This window comes from Litorimonas taeanensis, from assembly GCF_003634015.1.
Lineage (GTDB): Bacteria > Pseudomonadota > Alphaproteobacteria > Caulobacterales > Maricaulaceae > Litorimonas > Litorimonas taeanensis.
The window spans coordinates 680,539-704,514 of sequence record NZ_RBII01000002.1; the positions used below are offsets into that span (position 1 = coordinate 680,539).

21 protein-coding genes are annotated in these 23,976 nt (G+C 47.6%); 6 read left to right on the plus strand and 15 right to left on the minus strand.

All coding sequences use genetic code 11. From position 1 onward, the window contains the following. Positions 1-231 precede the first annotated feature (231 nt). The 6 genes from rpsT to DES40_RS11240 all read right to left on the minus strand — a co-directional run bounded on the left by rpsT (position 232) and on the right by DES40_RS11240 (position 5,648). Positions 232-495, minus strand: a complete 264-nt coding sequence (rpsT, locus tag DES40_RS11215; RefSeq protein ID WP_121102193.1) for a 30S ribosomal protein S20 — start codon at positions 493-495, stop codon at positions 232-234. 132 nt (positions 496-627) lie between these two features. Beyond that, positions 628-1,404 carry an enoyl-CoA hydratase gene (locus DES40_RS11220; RefSeq protein ID WP_121102196.1) on the minus strand — a complete coding sequence of 259 codons (777 nt, stop codon included), beginning with the start codon at positions 1,402-1,404 and terminating at the stop codon, positions 628-630. A gap of 195 nt (positions 1,405-1,599) precedes the next feature. Then, the gene (gene mutM / locus DES40_RS11225) at positions 1,600-2,436 is read right to left on the minus strand and encodes a bifunctional DNA-formamidopyrimidine glycosylase/DNA-(apurinic or apyrimidinic site) lyase (protein WP_121102199.1); all 837 of its coding nucleotides are present in this window, start codon (positions 2,434-2,436) and stop codon (positions 1,600-1,602) included. A 63-nt stretch (positions 2,437-2,499) separates the two neighbouring features. Continuing rightward, the gene (gene grpE / locus DES40_RS11230; RefSeq protein ID WP_121102202.1) at positions 2,500-3,210 is read right to left on the minus strand and encodes a nucleotide exchange factor GrpE; all 711 of its coding nucleotides are present in this window, start codon (positions 3,208-3,210) and stop codon (positions 2,500-2,502) included. Between the two features lie 69 nt (positions 3,211-3,279). Beyond that, entirely contained in the window at positions 3,280-4,362 is a 1,083-nt protein-coding gene (gene hrcA / locus DES40_RS11235; RefSeq protein ID WP_121102204.1) for a heat-inducible transcriptional repressor HrcA, read from the minus strand. Between the two features lie 80 nt (positions 4,363-4,442). Next, a complete protein-coding gene (locus DES40_RS11240) occupies positions 4,443-5,648 on the minus strand; it encodes a methionine gamma-lyase (protein WP_121102206.1) in 1,206 nt (401 codons plus the stop codon). Between the two features lie 116 nt (positions 5,649-5,764). On the opposite strand from DES40_RS11240, the gene DES40_RS11245 reads away from it, so the two are divergent. Beyond that, positions 5,765-6,241, plus strand: coding sequence for an Lrp/AsnC family transcriptional regulator (locus DES40_RS11245; protein WP_121102208.1), 477 nt, complete (start codon positions 5,765-5,767; stop codon positions 6,239-6,241). 92 nt (positions 6,242-6,333) lie between these two features. Next, positions 6,334-9,204 (plus strand): M16 family metallopeptidase, encoded by a 2,871-nt coding sequence (locus DES40_RS11250; protein ID WP_233345586.1) that lies wholly within the window; start codon positions 6,334-6,336, stop codon positions 9,202-9,204. Between the two features lie 81 nt (positions 9,205-9,285). Here the strand turns inward: DES40_RS11250 and DES40_RS11255 are convergent, their stop codons facing one another. The 4 genes from DES40_RS11255 to DES40_RS11270 all read right to left on the minus strand — a co-directional run bounded on the left by DES40_RS11255 (position 9,286) and on the right by DES40_RS11270 (position 13,394). After that, complete coding sequence (locus tag DES40_RS11255) at positions 9,286-10,575, minus strand: amidohydrolase family protein (protein WP_121102212.1); 1,290 nt, start codon at positions 10,573-10,575, stop codon at positions 9,286-9,288. Continuing rightward, complete coding sequence (locus DES40_RS11260) at positions 10,572-11,948, minus strand: amidohydrolase (RefSeq protein ID WP_121102214.1); 1,377 nt, start codon at positions 11,946-11,948, stop codon at positions 10,572-10,574. Before DES40_RS11260 ends, DES40_RS11255 begins: the two co-directional genes overlap by 4 nt. Positions 11,949-12,044: 96 nt before the next feature. After that, positions 12,045-12,650, minus strand: a complete 606-nt coding sequence (locus DES40_RS11265) for a 2-hydroxychromene-2-carboxylate isomerase (RefSeq protein WP_121102216.1) — start codon at positions 12,648-12,650, stop codon at positions 12,045-12,047. Positions 12,651-12,656: 6 nt separating this feature from the next. After that, positions 12,657-13,394, minus strand: a complete 738-nt coding sequence (locus DES40_RS11270; RefSeq protein WP_121102218.1) for an SDR family oxidoreductase — start codon at positions 13,392-13,394, stop codon at positions 12,657-12,659. A gap of 126 nt (positions 13,395-13,520) precedes the next feature. Here DES40_RS11270 and rph point away from each other — a divergent pair, with 126 nt between their 5' ends. The 3 genes from rph to DES40_RS11285 all read left to right on the plus strand — a co-directional run bounded on the left by rph (position 13,521) and on the right by DES40_RS11285 (position 16,842). Beyond that, complete coding sequence (gene rph / locus DES40_RS11275) at positions 13,521-14,237, plus strand: ribonuclease PH (RefSeq protein ID WP_121102220.1); 717 nt, start codon at positions 13,521-13,523, stop codon at positions 14,235-14,237. A gap of 67 nt (positions 14,238-14,304) precedes the next feature. Then, entirely contained in the window at positions 14,305-14,607 is a 303-nt protein-coding gene (locus tag DES40_RS11280; RefSeq protein WP_147405902.1) for a hypothetical protein, read from the plus strand. A gap of 75 nt (positions 14,608-14,682) precedes the next feature. Next, entirely contained in the window at positions 14,683-16,842 is a 2,160-nt protein-coding gene (locus DES40_RS11285; protein ID WP_170144972.1) for a TonB-dependent receptor, read from the plus strand. Between the two features lie 64 nt (positions 16,843-16,906). On the opposite strand, the gene DES40_RS11290 is transcribed toward DES40_RS11285, so the two are convergent. The 3 genes from DES40_RS11290 to rsmI form a co-directional block, all read right to left on the minus strand. Then, entirely contained in the window at positions 16,907-17,911 is a 1,005-nt protein-coding gene (locus tag DES40_RS11290) for a BON domain-containing protein (RefSeq protein WP_121102226.1), read from the minus strand. An 85-nt stretch (positions 17,912-17,996) separates the two neighbouring features. After that, a complete protein-coding gene (locus DES40_RS11295) occupies positions 17,997-18,374 on the minus strand; it encodes a YraN family protein (protein ID WP_121102228.1) in 378 nt (125 codons plus the stop codon). A 6-nt stretch (positions 18,375-18,380) separates the two neighbouring features. After that, positions 18,381-19,271: a 16S rRNA (cytidine(1402)-2'-O)-methyltransferase gene (gene rsmI / locus DES40_RS11300; RefSeq protein WP_233345587.1), complete on the minus strand. Its 891-nt coding sequence runs from the start codon at positions 19,269-19,271 to the stop codon at positions 18,381-18,383. A gap of 59 nt (positions 19,272-19,330) precedes the next feature. Here rsmI and DES40_RS11305 point away from each other — a divergent pair, with 59 nt between their 5' ends. Then, positions 19,331-20,734, plus strand: a complete 1,404-nt coding sequence (locus tag DES40_RS11305; RefSeq protein WP_170144973.1) for a penicillin-binding protein activator — start codon at positions 19,331-19,333, stop codon at positions 20,732-20,734. Between the two features lie 33 nt (positions 20,735-20,767). Here DES40_RS11305 and DES40_RS11310 read toward each other — a convergent pair whose 3' ends face one another. Next, positions 20,768-21,574, minus strand: coding sequence for an EF-hand domain-containing protein (locus DES40_RS11310; RefSeq protein ID WP_170144974.1), 807 nt, complete (start codon positions 21,572-21,574; stop codon positions 20,768-20,770). A gap of 202 nt (positions 21,575-21,776) precedes the next feature. Next, complete coding sequence (pnp, locus tag DES40_RS11315; RefSeq protein WP_121102234.1) at positions 21,777-23,963, minus strand: polyribonucleotide nucleotidyltransferase; 2,187 nt, start codon at positions 23,961-23,963, stop codon at positions 21,777-21,779. Between the last annotated feature and the right edge of the window lie 13 nt (positions 23,964-23,976).

The following is a 23,976-nucleotide window of genomic DNA, read 5'->3' on the forward strand; positions in this document are numbered from 1 at the left end:
AGAAATTAACGCGCTTAGAAGAGACAGACGCTTGGCACAGGGCGGTGGTTTTCGGTCTACATTGTGGACGCTGCTGAACCCGTAAGAGGTTGAAGCAAGATTACGGGCATAAAAAAACCGGGCACTGGCCCGGTGATTTAAAATCTACAAATCAAACTCAAAGATCAGCTTTATGAGTTTCGTCATAGGATAGTCAATCTGTCGGAAGACAGGCTGACTTCGTTATTTGGTTTAAGCAATCGCCTTAACGCGCTTATTTAAGCGAGAGATTTTGCGAGCCGCTGTGTTTTTATGAAAGACACCACGTGACACGGCGCGCATCAAAGCAGGTTCAGCTTTTTTTAATGCATCGCTAGCGGCTGATTTGTCACCAGCTGTGATAGCGTCTTCTACACGGCGCAAAAATGTACGCACTTGGCTCCGGCGAGCGCGGTTGACTTCTGTCTTCCGTGCCATCTTGCGGACGTTCTTCTTGGCAGATGAAGTATTTGCCATGTTTACCTCTATTCCATATCATAAAGGGGCAGGCGGCGGCCTACCCGAATTTCGAAACGGCCCTATACGCCGCGTATGCGGTGCCGTCAACCACACAATCTCATAGAATTTGCGTGGATGACGTGATTTGGCCTATTTGTTTTTAAAATGAGGTTTTCGTTTCTCAATAAAGGCCGCCATACCTTCTTTTTGATCCTGAGTAGAAAACAGACTTTGAAATAAGCGGCGCTCAAAATGAATGCCTTGTTCCAAGGTCATATTGAACCCGGCATTGATAGTTTCTTTGGTAATCATGGCCACAGGCTGGCTCTGAGCCGCAATCTTGGAGGCAGCATCAAGCGCTGTTTCCATAAGGTCATCCAGCTTAACAATCCGGCTCACAAGGCCAGCACGTTCAGCCTCTTCGGCATCCATCATACGGCCCGTCAGGCAGAGATCCATGGCTTTGGCCTTACCCACAGCGCGCATAAGACGCTGCGTCCCGCCAATACCTGGCATAACACCTAAATTGATTTCAGGTTGTCCGAATTTTGCGGTTTCAGCGGCAATGATGAAGTCACACATCATTGCGATTTCACAGCCGCCGCCCAAAGCATAGCCTGCAACAGCGGCAATTATTGGTTTGCGAAAACGCTCAATCGCGCAGTGATTGGCTTCGAAAGGGTCATTCTTATATATGCTCAGATAATCATTATCTGACATCTCCTTAATATCCGCGCCGGCAGCAAATGCTTTATCGCTGCCTGTGAGGATAACGCAGCCAATGGCGTCATCTGATTCAAGTGCAGCTAAAGCCTGCGCCACTTCGCCCATCATTGCAGAGTTGAGCGCATTGAGCGCCTTGGGGCGGTCGAGCCGGATAATGGCGACGTGGCCGTCGCGGGTCAGGTCTATATTTTGATATGCCATAACGGTGTTTTCTCTCTATATTTAAGTCGCGGCTTCTATCGTGATTGAGGGGGTGCCGCAATGGGGAAGACAAGGCGCAAAGCCCCGAGGTCGCAATGCCTTATGCTTTTCCAACAGCGTATGTGTCATAGGGAGGATTTTCAAGAGAAGAAAAACGAGGTAGTTTTTAAGCGACTCTATAGAGTGTTATAGGCTTTATTTTTGACAGGGCCTGCAAAAGAATGAACTTCGACCGCTTTGAACGATACGCTTTATGGGAGTATTGCAAACGGGGCAGGGCTTACCTTCCCGTCCGTAAACATCGAATTGATGTTGGAAATATCCTAATTTTCCGTCTGTGTTTGAAAAGTCTTTCAAGCTACTCCCGCCAGCTTGGATTGCTTCGGATAAGACATCCTTGATATGAGCTGCAAGGGCGTCAGTTTCTCTTACGCTCAGGCGCCCTGCGGCGCGTCGCGGTGAAATAAGGGCGCGAAACAAAGCTTCGCAAACATAAATATTACCAAGGCCTGCAACCACGCGTTGGTCGAGTAAGGCGGCTTTGATCTTAGATTTTTTCCCGCGTAGAGCCTCCCGAAGGACAGGCCCGTTAAATTGATTAGAGAGAGGCTCTGGTCCAATATGGTCAAGGCGGTAATCTTCACCATTGGCGGCGAGTTCCATGAATCCAAATCGTCTAGGGTCATTGAATATTATTATGGCGCCATTATCCATCTCGAATATGACGTGATGGTGTTTTGGATTCGCCTTATGGGCGTGAACCAGATCAGGCGTGTTTTGGTGATCGATGATAAACCGCCCACTCATGCCCAGATGCATGAACAGTCTCTCACCTGATGAGAGATCAGCTTGCAAAAACTTTGCCCGCCGAGAAAGCCGGGTGAGTCTTTGACCTTCTATCCTTGCAACGAAATCAGGATGAAAAGGAAAGCGAAGGTCTGGACGATTTAGAGTAACGCTACAAAAAACAGCCCCTTCCATAACGGGGTATAGCCCTCGGCGGACCGTTTCGACTTCGGGAAGTTCAGGCATAACCCCGGGCCCGGTCAGCCAAGATGACTGACCCGTTTTGTGGGGCGGTTTTAGATTGCTTATTTATGCCGCAGGGCCTGTGCTGACAGCAACCATAGCGGCCCGCAAAGTACGATCACCGATTTTAAAGCCCGTCTGCATTACATTTGCGACATTACCCTTTTCTTCATCAGAGGGAATATTGGCTACAGCTTGATGCACATTGGGGTCAAATTTTGACCCCACACCCGGCACAGCTTTAACACCATGACGCGATAATACCATGATGAGGTCTTTTTCTGTTAGCTCAATCCCTGCCACGAGATTTTTAGCATTCTCACCAAGTTCATCCTTATTTGTGCCTTCGAGGGTTAAGAGCGCCCGAGAAAGATTGTCGTGAACAGAGAGGATGTCTTGAGCAAAGCGTTCAATTCCAAATGTTTTTGCAGCAGCTACTTCGCGTTCCGCGCGTTTTTTGACATTTTCAGCATCTGCCATAGAGCGAAGGGCTTGGTCTTTTAAATTAGCAAGTTCCGCCTCTAGTTCTTGGATGCGGGCGATAGCGGCGGCCCCAGCGTCAGGGGCGTCAGCATTAATGCCTGCGTTTTCAAGGCTAGCTTTAATCTCTTCCTCAGTCGCTTGAGCGTCTTTAGCGGCTTGAGCGGCGGCGGCACGATTGCCCATGCCTTTCGTTGCGTTGTCAATTTCAGCTTGAAGTGCGTCAAGTTCGGCTTCGGTGGGCATATCACCCATGCCTTTGATATTGGGCATTGTTGGTTTTTTCGGGTCAGACATTCTGGCTCTCTTTACGCTTTTGTTTTGCGTGGGTGTATCACTGTGTTCAAAGGGCTATGTATTGATAGTTTATGCTTTATTCAACCAACGACCGACGAGTTGTGCAGTATAATCCACCATTGGTATAACGCGAGCATAATTTAGTCGTGTTGGACCAATAACGCCGACCGCGCCAAGAATATTCTGTTTGGCATCACGGTAGGGGGCAATGACTAAGCTAGACCCAGATAAAGAAAATAACGGGTTTTCTGTACCGATAAAAATCTTCACGCCATCTGCTTGTTCTGTTCGGTCCAGCAGGGCGATGAGTTCCTCTTTTCGCTCTAAATCTTCGAACAATAGCCGGATGCGCTCAAGATCTGTTTGCGCTTCTAAGTTATCAAGAAGTTGCGCTCGACCGCGAACAATTAGGGCGCGTTTGCTCTCGGCCCCATCGTCTTGACCAGACCAGGTTGCGAGGCCTTGTTCAATAAGGCTGGCCGCAGAGGCATCAATTTGGGCATGGCCTTGGGCTATTTCCTCAAGGATATCTGCGCGGGCTTCTTCGAGTCGACGGCCTTTTAAGCGGGCAGAGAGGAAGTTTCCGGCGCGCTCTAATGAGGCCGGAAGCAAACCTTCAGGGCGAGGCATCAGACGGTTTTCAATGTGGCCATCTTCGAAAACAAGAACGACTAAGGCTTGTCCATTGTCAAGCGCAACAAATTCTACATGGCGCAAAGGCGAGGATAATTGTGATTGTGGGCATAGGACTAATCCTGCGCCGCCAGCGAGCCCCGCGAGCATACCGCTAGCTTGTTCTAAAAACCGATCAGGTGATTGATTTGAGCCTGCTAGGCGAGCTTCTAGATTGGCTTGCTCTGTTTTCCCGAGGTCGCCAATTTCTAATAAGCCGTCCACAAAAAGCCGTAACCCCGCCTGTGTAGGAATTCGCCCTGCGCTGACATGGGGCGAGGCCAGTAATCCAAAGCGGCTTAATTCGGCCATGGTGTTCCGAATTGTAGCGGGCGATAGATTTTGACCACTGGAAAGAGCAAGGGTTTTTGAACCTACAGGGGCTCCAGACTCAAGATAGCTTTCTACAATATCCCGAAAAACTCTACGAGCGCGGCTGTCGAGATCCGAAAGCGAAAAATGTGGAGCGGGTGCTGTCATAACCCCCTTAATGTGGGGGATTATGAGCGAAGTTCAATCTCTTTTCATCCTGTTGCTATAGCTTTTATATAAATTTTAGCCTAGGCGGCGGCAGAGGCTGTAAGGGCCTCAAATCCGTTTTTTAAGTCTGCGATGATATCATCGATATTTTCTAGGCCAATTGATAAACGAATAAGCCCGTCACTAATGCCGTGATGCTCTCGTTCCTCGGGGGTGTATGTGGAGTGAGTCATACTGGCAGGGTGTTGAATAAGTGACTCTGCGTCGCCCAGCGATACTGCACATTGAATGAGGTTTAACTTATTGATAAATTGACGCCCAGCCTCCAATCCGCCTCTCAACTCAAAAGCAATCATGCCGCCAAAGCTTTGCATTTGTTTTTTTGCGAGCGGTCGTTGTTCAAAGCTTTCAAGCCCGGGATACCAAACTTTGGATATCTCAGGAGAACGCTCTAGCATCTGCGCGGCAATCATAGCGCTTGAAGAGTGACGTTCCATACGTAGCTCTAATGTTTTTAATCCGCGCATAATCAACATAGCTGTAAAAGGACTCATGACCGCACCCGTCATATCTTTTAGTCCCATCAACCGAACGCGCTCCATCATCTCTTGTGTTCCGATAATCATGCCTGCGACGAGATCCCCGTGGCCGCCGAGATATTTGGTCGCAGAGTGAACCACGATATCTGCCCCGAGTTTTATGGGCTGTGTAATATAGGGGGTGGCATAGGTATTATCGACAAGGGTCAATATGTTGTTGGCTTTGGCAATCTTTGACACCTGCGAAATATCGACAAGACGCATATTGGGGTTTGCGGGCGTTTCAAAATAAACGATTTTTACGTTCTTATTTATTGCGCCGCGTAAATTATCAACATTTGTTAAATCGACATGCGTAATCGTGACGCCAAATTTTGCGAGACCGTGATGCAGAAATGAAAACGTACAGCCATAAAGTGTTTTGTCGACGATAATCTCATCCCCAGCTTTCAGCAAGGTCCAGAGGGTTGAAGTGATAGCTCCAATTCCAGAACCTACAGCAATCGCCGCTTCGCCTCCCTCTAATGAGGCCATACGTTCCTCTAAAATGGAAAGCGTAGGGTTTGAGATCCGTGAGTAGACATGCCCGTCTTGCTCTCCCGCAAACATCGCTCCGCCTGTTTCAGCGGTTTCAAAAGCATAGGTCGAGGTGAAATGCACTGGCGGGGTTAGGGCGCCCTGATGTTCCAGTGGGTTATAACCCTGATGAATTGCGCGGGTCGCAAAGCCATGATTGTCGTTTGCCATATTATGCCTTTGATTAGGTATTTGAAGGCAGTATATCCTATAGATAAAAGCATTTGCTTGTTAATGTTGCCGATATTAACGAGTAGATTGATAGATAATGCTAATAAGGGGCGAAAATGGACAGTAAAGATCGACAAATCATTCGCGCCCTACAAAGTGATGGCCGAATGACAAATCAGGATTTAGCGGAAAAGGTGAATCTGTCTCCATCACCCTGTTTACGCAGGCTACGTAATTTGGAGAAGTCTGGCATTATTTCTGGTTATAGTGTGGATGTGGATTCTGTGGCATATGGTCTACCCGTTACGGTATTTGTGCGCGTTCAATTAGACAAACACACCGAAGACGTAGTTCAAAACTTTGAAGCGCAAATTAGTAAAATAGACCATGTCTTGGAATGTTACATGATGACAGGTCGAGCTGATTATTTATTAAAAGTTATCGTAGCGGACCTGAATGACTATGAGGGTTTTGTTCGGCGAGCCCTTCACCCAATTGGGGGGATCGGGTCCATTGATACAAGCTTTGCCTATGGCGTTGTAAAGAAAACGAGTGTGTTCCCAAGATTACACCAAAATCAACATATGGATTAAACCTAAGTAGAAAACAGAGAGTTTTAGGAATAGCGTGATAGACCATGTGGGTGTGTAGCGACTCTAAACTGAATATTTAAATGGAATTTTTTATGATGAAATCAAAATGGTTGTTGGGCGCGGCGTTTATTGGCCTTTCTGCGGCGGGGCTAAATGGCTGTAACGCAACGGAGAAAACAGAAGGTGAGTCGGTTTCAACGTCAGAGTTTAAACTTCAATATGAAAAATTCACTTTGGATAATGGACTAGAGGTTATCCTTTCGGTTGATAAATCAGACCCAATTGTTGCGGTTACGACAGTCATTCATTCGGGTAGCAACCGAGAAAAACCAGGCCGAACAGGCTTTGCCCATTTTTTTGAACATATGGCTTTTAACGATTCTGAAAATGTGCCTCGAGGCTGGAATCGCAAAGCTATTCCTGAGTGGGGCGGTCAAAGAAATGGCGGCACTTGGAGCGATGGGACGATTTATTATGAAGTCGTGCCCAAAGATGCCTTTGATAAAATTCTTTGGATAGACAGTGACCGCTTGGGGTACATGATTAACACTGTAACCCAAGCCGCGCTAGACAGGGAAAAGCAAGTCGTAAAAAATGAAAAACGCGAACGTGTCGATAATGCCGCTTATGGATATACGGGCGAAGTTATTCGAAAAAACCTTTATCCCGAGGGCCACCCTTATAGTTGGACCGTCATTGGGTCCTTGCCTGATTTACAGGCTGCAACTCTTTCAGATTTGAAAGAGTTTTACGCTGATAATTACGGGCCCAATAATGCGACTTTATCCATTGTCGGCGATATAGATTTGGCAGAAACAAAACAGAAGGTGAAGCAATGGTTCGGAGAAATTCCGCGCGGCAAAGATGTGGAACCACTCCCCCCGATGCCTGTTATTTTAAATACAGAGAAACGTTTCTATTTTGAAGATAATTTCGCCAAATTGCCAGAGCTCCGCCTAACCTTCCCGACTGTTGAATCGACCCATAAAGACGAAACAGCACTTATGATTTTAGGGCAAATTCTTGCTGGTAGTAAAAACTCTGCCCTTTTTCGCCAAATCGTGGAGCGGGACAAACTTGCCCCCAGTGTGGGTGCTTATAATAATAGCATGGAGATTGCAGGCGAGTTTGTTTTCCGTATTCGCGCTAAAGCAGGCGTAGATTTAGATGCGGTTTATGAATCTTTACAGACCGCGCTAGCCACATTCGAAGCGAATGGCGTCGACGCTAAAGATTTGCAGAGAATTAAGGCTGAGCAGGAAACTATTCTTTATAACCGTGTTGCCACTGTTTTGGGCAAAGGGCGTCAATTGGCTCAAGGCAATGAGTTTGCAGGGAATCCAGCCTATGTCGAAACAGAAGCCAAGATGATTCAGGAGGTTACCGCCGAAGATATTCAGTCTGTATATATTAAATATATTAAAAACCGTCCGTCCATAATGACAAGTTTTGTCCCGAAGGGTCAGGTGGATCTGGCTTTGGAGGAGTCAGAACGCGCGCGTGTATGGATCGAAGAGGTTACTGAGGGCAAAGCGAATGAAGAGGTGTCTTCTGGCGAGATAGGAGAGTTTGAGAAAACTCTAACAAAATTTGACCGATCGGAACCACCATTTGGTGATCTGCCATTAATTCAAATGCCGCAAATATGGCAGGCCGAGATGAATAACGGGATGAAACTATTCGGCATTGAAAATGATGAAACGCCTTTAGTTAACTTTGACGTGACATTTTCAGGGGGCAGTTGGGGTGAGGCACCCAGTAAGTCAGGGGCGCTTGCACTTTTAACACGCTTAATGAATGAAGGAACAAAAACGAAAACAGCGGCAGAGTTAGAGCAGTCAATTGGATTGTTGGGTTCTGGTATTGATGTGTCCTCAGGCCGCGAAGAAAGCCGCATAACGGTTACGACATTAGCCAGAAATTTTGAACCAACGTTAAAATTAGTCGAAGAGATGATATTGCAACCAAGGTTTGAAGCCGAGGAGTTCGAACGTGTCAAATCCGCGACGCTAACGGCTCTTAAGGGAAGAGAAGGTAACTCCCGCGCGATTGCGGGGCAGGTTTTCAACCAGTTAATTTATTCGGAATCTCATCCTATGGGGCGACCTCTCAGCGGTAGCCAGGCCAGTGTTGCTGCGTTGACTTTAGATGATATGAAGGCCGCTCACGCCGCTTTACTATCCTCTCAAATCACAGTGCACATTGCTGGAGATATTGCGCCGATTGCCGCACAGACAGCTCTGGCGCCATTCGCTGAAAAGCTTAGTAATGGCGTCATAGGGTATAAAAAAGAGGATATTCCAGACCAAGTTAACGAAGGAAAAGTCTTCTTTATCGATGTCCCCGGAAGCAAACAAAGCGTTATTACGATAGGCAAGTTAAGTGTCGCGACAACGCACCCTGAAGCGAATAAACTTGATTTCACAAATGAAAAGTTAGGGGGCGGTATAAGCGGTGATTTCGGGCAAGTTTTGCGTATTGAAAAGGGGTACACTTACGGAGCGAGTTCTGGGGTTCCAGGTGGAACCGTCGCGCAGCCTTGGCGAGCCCGAACTTCTGTTCGCGCGAATGCCACAAAAGCTTCACTCGAAATCATGCGCGATATGATAAGGGATTATGGACCAAGCTTTGATGAGTCTGATGCAGAAATTGTAAAGCAAAAAGTTGTTAAAGCGAAGACGCGGGCTTTTGAAAGCCTAGGCGCAAAGCTAGGAACATTGCGCGTGATAAGTAAATACAATAAGTCCAACCGCTATGTAGAGGAAGAGCAAGAAGAACTGCTCGCAATGCCAGTACAAGAGTTCAAGAACATGGCAGAAAAATACTTGGACGAGTCTAAAATGACCTATCTAATTGTTGGGGACAAGGCCACGCAGTTTTCTCCAGTTCAAACCTTCGCAGCAGAGAGCGGAAAAGGTGACGTCGTGGAACTCGACATTTTTGGAGATATTGTCGAAAACTGATGTAAAGTTATGAACCTAACGATGGATGCAAAAAACGGCGCTTTGAATAAAGCGCCGTTTGTTATTTTCAGACCCTTTAACTTAATTCCGATATTTATATGGGCGCGTATCGTCAGAGGTCGGGTTATATCGATCCCGTAAAAGACTTTGCCGGCTGGTTAGGCTTTGTTCTTTACCGTCAATCCATAGCTTTAATGGGGCCGATGTAGCTTCGAGTGGGTCCCCATCCCAAATAATGAGCGTCGAAATTGGCCCTGTGCTAATAGTATTGGGGCTAAGGCCAAACCAACGCCTCGGAGTTGACGAAATTGCCGCAAAGGCCTTATCCCAATCTAGACCGTTGCCAACAGCGTTCCCTGCATGTTGATTTATCGGAGCCGGTTTGGCTACGCCTTGGGAGCTTAGGTTGGCAATGGCATAGTCGACACCAGCGGCGTCTAGTATGGTAATATTATCAAGGCTCGCCCCGCGTCCTTCAAACCGATCTGGCAAATTATTTACTGGATCAATGACAACTTTTATATCTGCGGCCTTAAGGGCATCAGCTACTTGCCAGGCTTCCATAGCGCCAATGACAATAATATTTAATCGCGGGAATTCTTTCTTAAGCCGCGTTAATGTCATTAAATCAGAGGCTTGATTAGCGCTGATTAAGAGAGGAATTTCTCCTCTTGCTGCGGGGGCTAGTGCCGCCGCATCTTGTCGAGACAGCGCATCGCCATCGCTAGGTGCGTTAAACCGCGTACGGTAAGTAAGAGCATCGCCAAGCGCGGCGCGTAATTGCGCCATAGCCGCAGATCGAGACCCTCCAGCATGGTTGCTGCCACTTTCGCCCAGAGCAACATGCACAAAGGCGGCTTCATTTAAGACGGAATCAAAATCTCCTTCCGTTGAAGCGATTAGGCCAATGCCGGCAAAAATTGAATCCCCTGCGGCTTCACCTGTGGAAACCAAATGCGTAATCCCGCGTCGGCGAACATTGGCAATATGGACAGATCGTGGGTTAAAACTATCGACTGCGCGTTCGCTCACAGATGTATCAGAATCCGAAGAACGTGTATCATTTGTTGAACTTTCACCGCTGACCTCAACGAGGCCAAGAGATGAGTAAGGTGAAAATAATCCGGGTGTGACCCAGTAACCTGCGGCTCCTAGAACTTCTGCGCCATCAGGGGCCGCAATGTCACGACCAATCGAAATAATACGCCCGTCTTGGATCAAGATGTCTGTATCGGATGACCGTCCATCTGGAACAACGACTGTCGCATCTTGAATCAATACATTTTGTGCATGTGCGGACACACTCAATATACCTACGGAGAAAACGGCAGAAAGAAGAGCCGCCCGAATATTCATTGTTTTATGTTTCATGTGTCGTCTCCTACCGCTTTGCCTTGGCCAAGACGGAAGTCACTTTTGGGTTTCAAACCTGAAGCACGGTCAAAGGCAATTGCACCATCAATGGCGACGGTGTCTGGCCGAGCGTAAGTTGAGAAAGGGTCAGAAGACCAGATGACATAATCTGCGCGTTTACCAACTTCCAATGTGCCTGTTTCGTCTAAGATGCCGAGGGCTTTAGCCGGATTGGTGGAGAGCCACTTCCAGGCTGTGGCCTTGGGAATATTTAATCCTGCGCGGTTTCCATCAGCCCAAGTTTTGGCGACCTCTTGGTTAAGGCGTTGAATGTTGTCTTGATCGTCTGAGTGAATCATAGCGCAAGCCCCAGCCGCGTGAACGAAAGGAACATTTTCACGGATACCGTCATTTGATTCCATCTTAAAACCATACCAGTCGGCCCACATGGCTGCGCAAACATCATTTTCGGCTAGGATATCGGCAATTTTATAGGCTTCAACAGCATGATGAAAAGTGGTGACTTTATAATCAAACTCTTTGGCTATATCGAGAATTTGCACCATTTCATCAGCGCGGTAGCAATGCATTTGCACCAGAATTTTTCCATCTAATACATCAGCCAGCGTTTCAAGCTGAAGATTTCGGGTGAAGCTATCCCCGCCTTTGTCACGCTTCTTTTTGTATTCGGCGGCTTTTATCCAATTTTTTCGATATCCTGCTACATTACCCATACGAGAACCAGGGCCGCCTTTGCTGCCATAAACACGTTTTGGATTTTCGCCACAGGCCATTTTTAGCGTGTCTGGCGCTTCAGGAAATTTCATGCCCTGAACTGTTCGCGAAGCTACGTTGCGTAAAGTGACGCCTCGCCCGCCAAAGAGATTGGCCGAGCCAGGTAAAATATGAAGGGTTGTTATGCCACCTTGTAAAGCTTCATCAAATCCAGGATCTTGGGGCCAAACGCCGTGCTCTGCGTCTACTTCAGATGTGACGGGGCTAGTGACTTCATTACCATCGCTATGCGCTCTGACACTAGGAGAGGCGTAATTGCCAAGGTGAGAGTGAATATCGATAATCCCAGGTGTTACATAACGACCTGCTGCGTCTATTGTTGTTGCGCCGTCTGGGGCCGTCACATCTACACCAATGGCCGTAATGCGACCTTCAGTTATAACGAGATTGCCAGACGTCACTTCATCATTCACACCGTCAATAATTTGCGCATTTGTGATAAATGTCGTTTTGGACGGCATGGCCGTATAAGTAGAAGCAAAAGGCCGCGGGGTTTCCGCAGGCTCGGATTTAGTGTTTTCATCTGTATCGCCGCAGGCTATTAAAAGCGCCGTACTGGCCATCAGGAGTGTGGATAAGATAATTTTGTTTTGCATACGCTTTTAAGGCGTAAAAAATTAGGTATATCAAGCTTAAAACCGTGACCGCCGCGAAAGATTTTTCCCTTGCTGCAATTTTACCAACCCCAAAAATTAGGTTTCGGTTAAAGCTTCCTCCACAGCGACAAGCCTGTCTTTTCCAAAATACATATCATCTCCCAGAAAAAAACTAGGGATGCCGAAGCACCCGCGTTCGACGACGGCTGCCGTATTTTCCATCAATTTTGACTTAATCATTGGGTCTTGCGTCGCGGTCAATAGGGCCGAACCGTCAAAACCTGCATCTGACATAACAGAGGTAAAGACTTTTGGGTCGTCCATTTTGCAACCATCTTCCCACATAGCTTTCATGCCTGTGTCGATGAAGGCGTTTAGCGTCCCTGCATTATCTGCAGCGATAGCAGCGCGCATAAGAATAAGTGAGTTCACGGGAAAGTTAGGGTTCATACGAAATTTATTCAGGCCATGTTTTTTTATAAAACGGCTTATCTCTAAGCGTTCATAATCTAGTTTTCCTTTGACATGACCAAAGGCCATAAAGGGCGCTTGATTACCAGTGGCTTTAAATATTCCGCCTAATAGACAAGGGTTGTAATGAATAACTGCATTATGCCGCTTTGCGATATCAGGCAAAACTTTATAGGCGAAATATGCATTTGGGCTGGCGAAGTCGAAAATGAAATCAATTACTTTTGTCATAGCTATTTACCAATTTTCTTTCCAAGGGCGTAAGTCGAGTTCGTGTGTCCACGCCGAACGCGGTTGATTGTGCAGCATAACATAGGCTTGTGCTATGTGGTCGGGATTTAAAATCGCATCATCCTCGCGTAAGTCGTCAACATTCGGCAGAATGTCTCGGATAAAAGTTGAATCGATGGCGCCGTCTATCAGAGTATGGGCGACATGAATGTTTTTAGGGCCAAGCTCTCTGGCCATGGACTGAGCTAAAGCCCGTAAGGCATGTTTGGCGCCGGCAAAAGCGCTATAGCCCTTGCCGCCGCGCAGACTTGCTGTTGCGCCTGTGAAAATTATGGTTCCACGTTCGCGCAAGAGCATGTGCCGCGCTGCTTCTCGGCCCATAAGAAATCCTGCAAACCCTGCCATCTCCCATACTTTACGATAAACGCGTGCAGTGGTTTGGGTGATAGGAAAGTTTACATTGGCCCCAATGTTAAAGACTGCCACTTCAAGCGGGCCAATATCAGCTTCAATGGTTTCTATGAGTTTTATCATGGCGTCTTCGTCGCGCGCATCAGCAGGAAAGGCGACAGCGTTACCACCCCTATCAATAATAGATTGTGCGAGAGCCTCAAGCTTATCTGAATGCCGAGGTCGCCTAACAAGGCATACGGTCAGGCCTTCTTTCGCAAAAGCCCGGGCAAGGGCCGCCCCCGTATCGTCCCCAGCCCCAACAATCAAACAGGTCTTTTGTATTGTCGCCATAGCTTTCTCCTATGTCATCATACTATTAGGTCAGAGATAACCCTATGAAAGATTTTGCACCATTGCCCTGCAGGAGCGTCCCGTCTATGGGGGCAGAAATTGAAACGATACCATTTGGAGTTAACTATGCGTCCTAATAACCGCGCCCTAGACGAATTACGTCCTATTTCCTTAGAGGCAGGAATATCGCGTTATGCGGAGGGATCATGCCTAGCCAGGTTTGGTGAAACGCATGTATTATGCACAGCCTCCGTTGACGAAAATGTACCGCGATGGATGAAGGGCTCTGGCAAAGGCTGGGTTACGGCGGAATATGGTATGCTTCCCCGCGCGACGCATTCGCGAAATAATCGAGAGGCCGCGCGCGGCAAACAAGGTGGACGTACGGTTGAAATCCAGCGCCTTATTGGACGCGCCTTACGGGCCTCTATTGACCTTGAAAAATTAGGCGAACGTCAAGTTATCATTGATTGTGACGTCATGCAGGCAGATGGCGGCACACGAACAGCGTCAATCACAGGGGCTTGGGTCGCCTTATCACAAGCCTGTAATAAGTTAGTTGAGCAAGGCCTTATATCCGAAAACCCCGTCACGTATAAAATGGCGGCGGTTTCATGCGGTATTGTTGATGGAACCTGTCGCCTTGATTTAGAATATGTCGAAGATAGTGCCGCGCAAGCCGATGCTAATTTTGTTCTAACCGAAGATGGCGGCATCATCGAAGTACAAGCCAGCTCTGAAGACGTACCGTTTAAAGCCAGTGAAATGGCAGAATTAACACGTCTTGCCGCTAAAGGTATTTCTGAACTTTGTAAGGCGCAAGCTGCTGCATTAGAGTCCTAATTGGTAATCACAGTAAGGGCACTAAAAAAGCTTGTCGCCAATGATTGTTATATTGTAATGTAATTAAGTGAAATTGCACAAAACATATCGCTTGCTGATAATGGTGCTCGCCGGATGGTTTCTGGCGGCGCAATCCTTTTCCATTGCCCATGCAACGGCTTATGGCGATAATCCGCATGAGCACGATGGAATTACCTGTGCCGTCACGGTTTTGAATGACCAGCAATACGCGCCATTGCCAGACAATCATATTGTTCCTTTGGTCCCGCCATCAACAATAGAGATTTATACCTCAGTCTACCACACAGTAGCGCATTCCTCCCAGCAGGGCCGCGCTCCGCCGCCCCGCGCACCCCCTTTCACGCTTTAAACACACTCTTCTATTCCTTTCCCGCCTTTGATTGCGGGTATTTCTGTATGTTTAATGATTGAAAGTCAGATTCTAATGACACGCACAACTTTGTTTTCTTTTACGGCTCTTACAGCCACACTCTCTCTTGCGACTCCAATTTGGGCGCAAACTTCTTCTCAAAATTTGGATTCTATTACCGATGAAATTATTGTTACCGGTTCTCCCTTTAATCGCTCAGTCGATGAAGCAATTACAGGCGTTTCGGTCCTGAGCGGTGATGAGCTCGCTGACCGCCTAGCGGGGACGATTGGCGAAACGCTGAAATCGGAACCAGGTGTTTCTTCAACTTTCTTTGGTGCGGGCGCGTCTCGTCCTATTTTACGGGGGCAGGGCGGCGACCGTGTTCGTGTATTAACCAATGGTATTGGTTCCATTGACGCATCTTCAGCCTCGCCTGATCATGCAGTAGCCGCAGAGCCTGCGCAAGCTGAGCGAATTGAGGTTTTACGCGGCGCGTCACTCTTGCGTTATGGCTCATCCGGCGCAGGGGGCGTTGTGAATGTCATTGACGGCCGTATTCCTGATACACTTCCTGAAGATGGGACAGATGGCGCTATTCGCTTTGGTGTCTCGTCAGTGGATGAAGGCCGTGAAATTGCGGCTTCTGTGAACCAAGCTTTTGGAAACCTAGTCTTACATTTGGATGGGACATTTAAGGAAACAGAAGATTACGACATCCCTGGCTTTGCTGAAAGCCAAGCCTTTCGCGATGCTGAAGAAGCTGAGCATGAAGAAGAACATGAGGACGAAGATCATGATGAAGATGAGCATCATGATGAAGAGGAGCATGAAGAGGCATTTGGCACGTTAGAAAACTCTGCAACTGAAACAAAATCTATTACAGGTGGACTTTCTTATGTGGGGGATAACGGATTTTTTGGTGTTTCTATTCATCGATTTGAATCTGACTATGGCGTTCCGGGCGGTCATGAGCACGGCGAAGTGGATGACCATGAAGATGAGGATCATGAGGACGAGGATCACGAAGACGAGGATCATGATGAACATGATCATGAGGCCGAAGAAGGTGATGTTACGATTGGGTTGAAACAAACTCGCATAGACGTGAACGGCCGGGCTAATGTCGACGGTTTCTTTGAGGCTGTACAGGTTTTTGGCGGTTATGCAGATTACGAACATACGGAATTTGAAGGGCCTGGAGTTATAGGAACAGTTTTTGCTAATGAAGGTTTTGAGCTTCGTGGTGAAGTTATCCAAAGAGAGCAAAATGGCTGGCGTGGGGCTTATGGCGTGCAAATGCGCCAGCGCGAGTTTTCTGCTGTTGGCGAGGAGGCTTTCGTGGCGCCTACAAAGACTAAGCAATATGGTTTCTATAGTTTCCAAGAAAAACAAATTGGTGACTTACATCTAGAGGGCGCCGTTCGATATGAACGCACAGATCAAATTGTTACCGAGAGCGGAGCGGGAGTGCGCTTTAATGCTTTCAGTGCCTCTGCTGGCGGTGATTTGCATTTGACAGATGCTCTTAGGTTTGGCGGCACAGTCTTCCGTACAGAGCGCGCTCCGACCACTGAAGAGCTTTTCTCTAATGGCCCGCATTTGGCCACAAGTCAGTTTGAACTCGGTGATGACAGCCTTGGCTTAGAAACGGCAACTGGCGTTGAGGCGGCTATTCGTCACCGCGAGGCAGGTCACTTTGTAACGCTGAACCTGTTCTACACAGACTATGATGACTATGTCTTTGAACAAGCGACAGGCCTAGAAGAAGATGGATTGGATGTCTTTCAGTTCACAGCCGAGGATGCAAAGTTCCATGGATTTGAACTACAAGGTGGTCTTGATGTAGCCCAGTTTGGTGCCTTTGATATTAAGGCCGATAGTTTGGTGGAATATGTACGTGCCAAAACCGACAGTGGAAACTTACCACGTATTCCGCCGCTTTCAATTCTCACAGGCGTCGAGGCTGAGTCTGATAGACTGAGCTTACGTGCCGAGCTGGATTATTCTGCCGAGCAAAACAAGGTAAGCGTGAATGAAATTCCAACAGAAGATTACGCATTGACGAATTTCTTTGTGACATGGAAGCCAGATTTGGGAGAACAACCGATTCGGGTTAGCATTGCTCTGCTGAATGCATTTGATGTTGAAGCGAGACAGCATACGTCTTTCTTAAAAGATCTCGTGCCGCTTCAGGGCCGTAATATACGGTTCTCTGTTGGGACTCGCTTCTAGAAAGCGGACTTTTTAAAATGATAGGCCCTTAAAAAAATAAACCCTTACGGGTTTATTTGGGGGCCTATTTAATAAGGCGGGGATAAACGACCCCGTCTTTAAACGTGACGGGAATTTGCTCGCCCGTCTCTGGGTCAAGATAATAAGGCTCGGATTGAATTTCTGAAATTGTCTCTCCGGCCTGACCTGTACGGTAAGCCCCTAATTCTTCGTCTGTGGGTAGCTCTTTATTCATTCTGTCACCCAAATTGAGCTGTGCAGGTGCGGTGGGCCCGTAAGCTTGGTCTTGTGGCGCCGGAATAGGCTTTAATGGTATTGGCTGGCCTAACGGAACGCTTTGGATTGGAGCCGTAGGCTGTTCAGCGACAGGCGGTGTAGTCGAGAGGAACCCTGGTACGGCGCGTTGAGCGCTCTGCGCTTGAGGGTATGGGTCATAAGAAGGGTAATCACCTTGATAACGCTCTGTATAATCAACTTGTCCTTCCATAGCATCAAGGCGTGCCATTTGAGACATATCAGCAATACGCGCGTAAGAGATAACCTCAACGGCGCCGCGGGTCTCAGCGGCGATTTTTGCGGCGAGTTCTAGCTCACCAGCGGAACGTGCAACGCCCATCAGATACACAATGCCATCATGTGTTTCGATATTAAAATTGCGAGACTTAACATTGGTTTCAGCCAGTAGGCGCGTACGGATTGTTTTTTCTAGAACACCATCTTTTGCATTACGTGTAAAACTTTGCTTGTCTTTGATAAAGATTTCATTGCCCACTTGATCAATAAGCGGCGCCGACCAAGCAATGCGGGCGGCTTCTATACGGTCAGCTTTGCTTGGAACGTTTCCTGTTAAAAGCACAACCCCTTCGGCGACTTCGACATCTACGCCTTTTAAAGAGAAGTCATAAGCGCGCATCATACGGGCTTTTATGGCCCGGCCCGCGTTTACATCGTTTAATGAACGCGCGAAATTGCGTTCATCGCCTTTCTTAATACCCGCCGTTGTGACGGCGCAGCCAGAGAGGCCCGTTAGTAAAGCAGTACAAAGGAGGGGAAGGGCAAAATGTTTCATAAAGACAAATTAACGCTTTATGGTGAACGAAGCGTTACCAACTGTGTCGCTTAAATAAAGATTAATAAGCCTGACATTTAACGCACTAATCTGGACGAAAGGCGTGTTTTAGGTACGTTACTTTAGAGAAAGGCGATACAGGCCCAACTATCAGGGCGAGATCAAATCGGAGTTCAAAGTCTGTCGGCAAGTCGTGGAAATGTTGTTCTACCCAAATCTCGGCAGCATTCATTATTCGCTGCTCAGTACGCCAGTCCATAGCTTCGTTTGCGGCATATTGATTGGCTCTTTGCTTGACTTCTACACAGGCGATGATGTTCGATTTCATAGCGATAATATCAATTTCGCCTTCTGCTGTTTTATAGCGTTCTGCGAGAATGGAATACCCCCGAAGTCGAAGGTATCGCGCTATGCGGGCTTCAGCTTTTCTGCCTTCCTTCTCAAAATGTTGGCGCCGTTTCATATTGTGTTACTTAAGGCTTAGCGCCAAAGCATAGACGTCGCGTTTGGACCAACCGCTTAGCTCTGCAACGGCCGCGCTAGCGCGCTTGACGCCAACCTCTGATATTTGCTCAGATAGGGCGGATTTTATCTGAGCTTCATCCCATTGCGCCACCCCGTCAGGCGGCGCTACTAATAGGACCAACTCGCCTTTGGGTGGTGTCTCTTTAATAGAGTGGATAAGCGTACTGGCATGACCATAACGCGCTTCTTCATAACGCTTGGTTAGCTCCCGCGTTAAGACGACTTTCCGGTCTCCCCAAATGTCAATCATATCAGATAAGACGGCACTGACCCTTGGCCCTGTCGTGAAAAAAACCAGAGTCGCTTGCAGCGCTGTCAGTTTCGATAAGGCGGTTTTGCGGGCCGCGGTTTTTGGTGGTAAGAAACCTCCAAAGAAAAAAGCATCAGAAGGAAGACCTGATTTAACAAGTCCAGCCAGAAGCGCAGAAGCTCCGGGTATTGGCCAGATGTTGATACCAGCTTCAGCGGCTGCGCGAACCAGACGAAAGCCTGGGTCAGAGACAAGCGGAGTGCCAGCATCACTTACTAAGGCTATCGTCGCACCGCTTTGTAGACGCTCTATCAATTCCGGTACGCGTGCTGCCGCATTATGGTCATGATAGGCGGATAAAGGTGTAGTAATGGAATATACCCCGCAAAGCTTTCGAGTTTGGCGTGTGTCTTCTGCTAAAATGTGTTCAGCGCCTTGCAGTACGTCCAAAGCTCGCAATGTGATATCACGGAGATTGCCGATGGGCGTAGAGACGATATATAAACCTGTTTCCAATGAAGGAGCGTCTGCTGCGATTACAGCGGAATTATATTGCGGCGCGTGGGGTTTCTTGGCTAAGGACAATTAATATTCTTTCAAAGTTAAAGCCAGAATTTCCAACTGGCTTTATGGGTACGTTGATTATGATGAAATTTGCGCCGCTTGGCCATAGTGAAACAGTTTCGAAAAAGATACGATTCGGTACGTCAAAAGGCAAAGCCTTAATCGCCGCTTCAGTCTTGGGCTTAATGATGGCGGCTTGCACAACGACGCCTACAGGGCCAACCTACCCAGAGGGCCCGATTGTTACGGAAAACCCAGTAAACATTCCTCAAATTCCAGAAGAGACAAGCCCCGAAGAAGACGGCGCCGCTGACGAAGAAATTGTAACAGAAGAAGAGACGAACCTAGAAGGCCCATATTTTAACAATCGCAAGGGTCTGACACTGCCGCATATGGCTGGTCGCGATATAAAACGACTAGCTTTATTGTTACCTTTTTCAGCCAGTTCTGACCGATTACGCGAAGAGGCAGAGTCAATGATGAAGGCGGCTGAGCTTTCCGTTTTTGAACGCAATGAAGCTGACATATTATTGATCTCTTTGGATACAGGCGGAACGGCACAAGGCGCGCGTAGTGCGACACAAGCGGCGATTAAAGCGGGAGCCGACGTCATTCTTGGCCCTATCCTTGCCGATTCTGTAACGGCTTCTGCACGTGAAGCAAGCCGTACGGGGACCCCTGTTTTGGCGTTTTCGACAGACCAAACGGTAGCAGGGAATGGTGCATACTTATTATCTTTCCCGCCAGAAGCCGAAGTTGAACGTATTGTTGATTACACGATGCAGAATGGTACACGGCGATTTGCATATTTGGGGCCAGATACGGCCTATGGCCGCCGTGTTCGCGCGGCCTATGAGAAAGCCATCAAAGCGCGTGATGGAGAAATAACAGCATCGGAAACATATAACGGCCGCGATATTTCGGTTATGCAAGAGCCTGCGCAGCGATTGGCGGCCTTCCACCGAGATTATGAACGTCGGGCAAAGACCAGTTCTGTCCCTACGCCTATGGCTTTCGAGGCGATTATCTTGCCTGAGGGCGGAACAGCGCTTCGCAGTTTAGCGCCGCTGCTCCCATTTTATGATGTTGATCCAGCCGATGTGCAATTCCTTGGTACTGGACTTTGGAATAATGAAGACACAGTGCGCGAACCCGCGCTGTCAGGCGGTATATTTGCAGGTGCCGACCCTGAAGCCCAGCGTCATTTCAAAGACAGCTATGACCGCGCCTATGGTGAAGATCAGTCGCGTTTGGCGAGTTTGGCCTATGACGCCGTAGCTATTGGCGCGTTTGTGGCTGATGGAGACCCAAAACAGCGCCGGGCACGCCTAGAAGATCCACAAGGGTTTTATGGTGTAGACGGCGCGGTACGGTTTGGCCCTGATGGGCGGCCTGACCGAGGACTGGCTGTTTATCAAATACAGCGTGGCAGATTTACGATTATTGAACCTGCGCCGACACAGATCGGCTCCGGCCCCAGCTAAATCATAAATGAGCTCGCATCATGAGAATGGGTGTTAGGGGTTTATAACTATATTATAGGCACCGCCTGAAAAAAGGTTGCCCCTATCGCTAAATAAATAAGCATTCTCGCTTTTAACAATATAACCATCCTTATCTTTATCTTGAGCTTCAAAAGTTTGCCGCCAGTAAGCTTCGTCCTCAGACTTTGTAATGAAGCCATCTCCATCGCCGTCTCTTTGGGCGTTCTTTTTGGCTAATGATGTAGCGGACCGAATATGAGAGAATGGGTTGTTTGAGCTTTGAACGCCAGTTGTGTTTGTTTGCTGACCTTTATGAACATATTCCGTTTCTGTAAGTGCCCCGTCTTTATCTGAGTCCATGGTTTCAAATTGTTTCTTTGTGCGTGAGACTATGCGGGCATTGTATTTTTCAGTCTGCTTGTCGCGATAGGCGACGTATTCAGCGCGGGAAATATAACCATTTCTATTTTCATCGACTTCATCGAACCAATTATCATTACGGGTCTTACTTCTTTCGTTTCGGACCTCTTGCCTTTTATGTTGCTCGGCGTCGAATTCTTCAATTGAGACCACTTTGTTGTTGTCCGTATCCAGTTTGTGAAACTTCTCTGCCTCAATTTTCTTGAATCTCTCAAAATTGGCCTTTTGAATTTCTTCTTGGGTTAAACGGCTATCGAAATTCTTATCCGTATTTATAAATTCCGCGGAATAATAGTTCATATATTCCCGTTCTGTGATGCGCCCATCATTATTCGCATCTATTTTCGGCGCGGCAATTGCAGAAATCGGCAAGGCAAAACTAAACATAACGGTCGTAATCGCTGCGGTATATCTGAGCATAAAAACCTCCATATGAGGCAGCTATCTTATCACAGGGTCGGAGTTTAACCTAATGGCTTGGCTTAATTTTCGATGTGTCCAGTTATAATGGATTTAAAGATTGTGATTTGGTTCACAAAATTAGCCCCCAATACTGCGTTAGTCGCAAATAAAAAGCCCGGTCGTTTGACCGGGCTTTCATGTCTAAGGACGAAAGAAGAGTTTAGTCTTCAGACTTTTTCTTACGAGGGCGACGCGCGCGCTTTGGCTTTTCTTCGCCTTTATCTTCGTCATCATTAGAACCTTCGCTCTCTTCACGAGGAATCTCAAGTCCTGTTTCTTGATCAACAAATTTCATTGAAAGGCGAACCTTACCACGGTCGTCAAAGCCCATAAGCTTAACGAAGACTTCTTGTTCTTCCTTCAAGAAATCAGAGGGGTGATTTACGCGCTCTGGTTTGATTTGGGAGACATGTACAAGCCCGTCTTTTGGACCGAAGAAGTTCACAAAGGCGCCGAAATCGACAACTTTCACGACTTTACCCTTATAGATCATGCCTACTTCTGGCTCAGCTGTAAGGCCTGTGATCCACTCTTTGGCCGCATCAATTGACTTTTGATCATTTGAAGCAATTTTGATTGTTCCGTCATCTTCAACAGAGACGCGAGCGCCTGTTGTGTCAACGATTTCACGGATAACTTTGCCGCCTGTACCAATAACGTCACGAATTTTATCCGTTGGGATTTTCATCGTTTCGATACGAGGCGCAAATTCACCTACATCTTCGCGAGATTCTGTCAGAGCTTTGTTCATTTCACCAAGGATATGAAGACGGCCTGCATTGGCTTGCTCAAGAGCCGTTGTCATGATTTCTTCGGAAATACCCGCGATTTTAATATCCATCTGAAGTGATGTGATACCTTCGCTTGTTCCCGCAACTTTAAAGTCCATGTCACCAAGGTGATCTTCATCACCAAGGATGTCAGAAAGAACCGCGATACCCGCTTCGTCTTTGATAAGACCCATAGCGATACCAGAAACAGGGCGTTTAATCGGCACACCAGCATCCATCAGGGCAAGAGAACAGCCGCAAACTGTCGCCATAGAGGACGAGCCGTTTGATTCCATAATCTCAGAGACGAGACGCATAGTGTATGGGAAATCTTCAGCCGTTGGCAGAACCGCCTGAAGCGCGCGCCATGCGAGTTTACCATGACCATGTTCACGGCGTGATGTTCCGCCCATACGGCCACACTCACCAACCGAGTATGGTGGGAAGTTGTAGTGAAGGAGGAATTTGTTTTTGATTGTCCCTGTGAGTTGGTCAACAAATTGCTCGTCATCAGAGGTACCTAAAGTAGCCACGCAGAGCGCTTGAGTTTCACCGCGTGTGAACAGGGCAGAACCATGTGTACGAGGCAAAACACCAGCTTCAGAAACGATTGGGCGTACTTGGTCAAGCTTGCGGCCATCAATACGTTTCTTAGTTTTGATCACAGACGTGCGAACGGTTTCAGATTCAATTGATTTGAAACAATCAGAGAAAACATTCTCTTCCATTTCTACTGAAAGTGCTTCCCAAGCCGCAGCGCGTGTATCGCGCAGTACATCTTGGCGTTCCATTTTGTCAGTAAGCTTATAAGCCGCTTTGATACCTTTTTCGGCATGTTTCTTGACGACTTTTTTCTCTGCAGACAAATCGGCAGGGACGTAATCCCAAGCTGGCTTAGCGGCTTTTTCAGACAGCTGAACAATCGCGTCGATAACTTCTTCGCATGATTCATGGGCAAACATAACAGCCCCGAGCATTTGCTCTTCTGTTAATTCTTTGGCTTGTGATTCAACCATCATGACGGCGTCACGTGTACCCGCAACGACAAGGTCAAGTTCTGACTCTTCCATCTCGTCAAGTGTTGGGTTGAGAACATAATCACCATCAATAAGACCAACGCGAGAGGCGGCGATAGGGCCCATGAAAGGTACGCCTGAAAGTGAAAGCGCCGCAGAGGCCGCAATCATGCCAATGATGTCGGGTTCATTTTCAAGGTCGTGTTGTAATACCGTGATAACGATTTGAACTTCGTTTTTAAATCCCTTTGGGAAGAGCGGACGGATAGGACGGTCAGTTAAGCGAGAGATAAGCGTCTCACGTTCTGTTGGTCGACCTTCGCGCTTGAAATAGCCGCCAGGAACTTTACCGGCCGCATAGAATTTTTCCATATAGTTTACAGTCAGCGGGAAAAAGCTTTGTCCCGGTTTTTCTGACTTAGCGGCACAAGCTGTCGCTAGAACAACTGTTTCGCCATAAGTGGCGAGAACTGCGCCATCAGCTTGGCGGGCCATGCCGCCGGTTTCGAGTTTGAGAGGACGTCCGGCCCAATCAATTTCTACTGTGTGTTTATCAAACATAACGTATCGTTTC

Excerpts from the sequence above, each read along its gene's own strand:
- DES40_RS11310 (WP_170144974.1), bottom strand. The coding sequence starts at position 21,574 with ATGCTCAGATATACCGCAGCGATTACGACCGTTATGTTTAGTTTTGCC.
- DES40_RS11260 (WP_121102214.1), bottom strand. The coding sequence starts at position 11,948 with ATGCAAAACAAAATTATCTTATCCACACTCCTGATGGCCAGTACGGCG.
- pnp (WP_121102234.1), bottom strand. The coding sequence starts at position 23,963 with ATGTTTGATAAACACACAGTAGAAATTGATTGGGCCGGACGTCCTCTC.
- grpE (WP_121102202.1), bottom strand. The coding sequence starts at position 3,210 with ATGTCTGACCCGAAAAAACCAACAATGCCCAATATCAAAGGCATGGGT.
- DES40_RS11220 (WP_121102196.1), bottom strand. The coding sequence starts at position 1,404 with ATGGCATATCAAAATATAGACCTGACCCGCGACGGCCACGTCGCCATT.
- DES40_RS11305 (WP_170144973.1), top strand. The coding sequence starts at position 19,331 with ATGATGAAATTTGCGCCGCTTGGCCATAGTGAAACAGTTTCGAAAAAG.
- mutM (WP_121102199.1), bottom strand. The coding sequence starts at position 2,436 with ATGCCTGAACTTCCCGAAGTCGAAACGGTCCGCCGAGGGCTATACCCC.
- DES40_RS11290 (WP_121102226.1), bottom strand. The coding sequence starts at position 17,911 with ATGAAACATTTTGCCCTTCCCCTCCTTTGTACTGCTTTACTAACGGGC.
- rph (WP_121102220.1), top strand. The coding sequence starts at position 13,521 with ATGCGTCCTAATAACCGCGCCCTAGACGAATTACGTCCTATTTCCTTA.
- DES40_RS11250 (WP_233345586.1), top strand. The coding sequence starts at position 6,334 with ATGATGAAATCAAAATGGTTGTTGGGCGCGGCGTTTATTGGCCTTTCT.
- DES40_RS11255 (WP_121102212.1), bottom strand. The coding sequence starts at position 10,575 with ATGAAACATAAAACAATGAATATTCGGGCGGCTCTTCTTTCTGCCGTT.
- DES40_RS11270 (WP_121102218.1), bottom strand. The coding sequence starts at position 13,394 with ATGGCGACAATACAAAAGACCTGTTTGATTGTTGGGGCTGGGGACGAT.
- hrcA (WP_121102204.1), bottom strand. The coding sequence starts at position 4,362 with ATGACAGCACCCGCTCCACATTTTTCGCTTTCGGATCTCGACAGCCGC.
- DES40_RS11285 (WP_170144972.1), top strand. The coding sequence starts at position 14,683 with ATGACACGCACAACTTTGTTTTCTTTTACGGCTCTTACAGCCACACTC.
- DES40_RS11240 (WP_121102206.1), bottom strand. The coding sequence starts at position 5,648 with ATGGCAAACGACAATCATGGCTTTGCGACCCGCGCAATTCATCAGGGT.
- DES40_RS11245 (WP_121102208.1), top strand. The coding sequence starts at position 5,765 with ATGGACAGTAAAGATCGACAAATCATTCGCGCCCTACAAAGTGATGGC.
- rpsT (WP_121102193.1), bottom strand. The coding sequence starts at position 495 with ATGGCAAATACTTCATCTGCCAAGAAGAACGTCCGCAAGATGGCACGG.
- DES40_RS11265 (WP_121102216.1), bottom strand. The coding sequence starts at position 12,650 with ATGACAAAAGTAATTGATTTCATTTTCGACTTCGCCAGCCCAAATGCA.
- DES40_RS11295 (WP_121102228.1), bottom strand. The coding sequence starts at position 18,374 with ATGAAACGGCGCCAACATTTTGAGAAGGAAGGCAGAAAAGCTGAAGCC.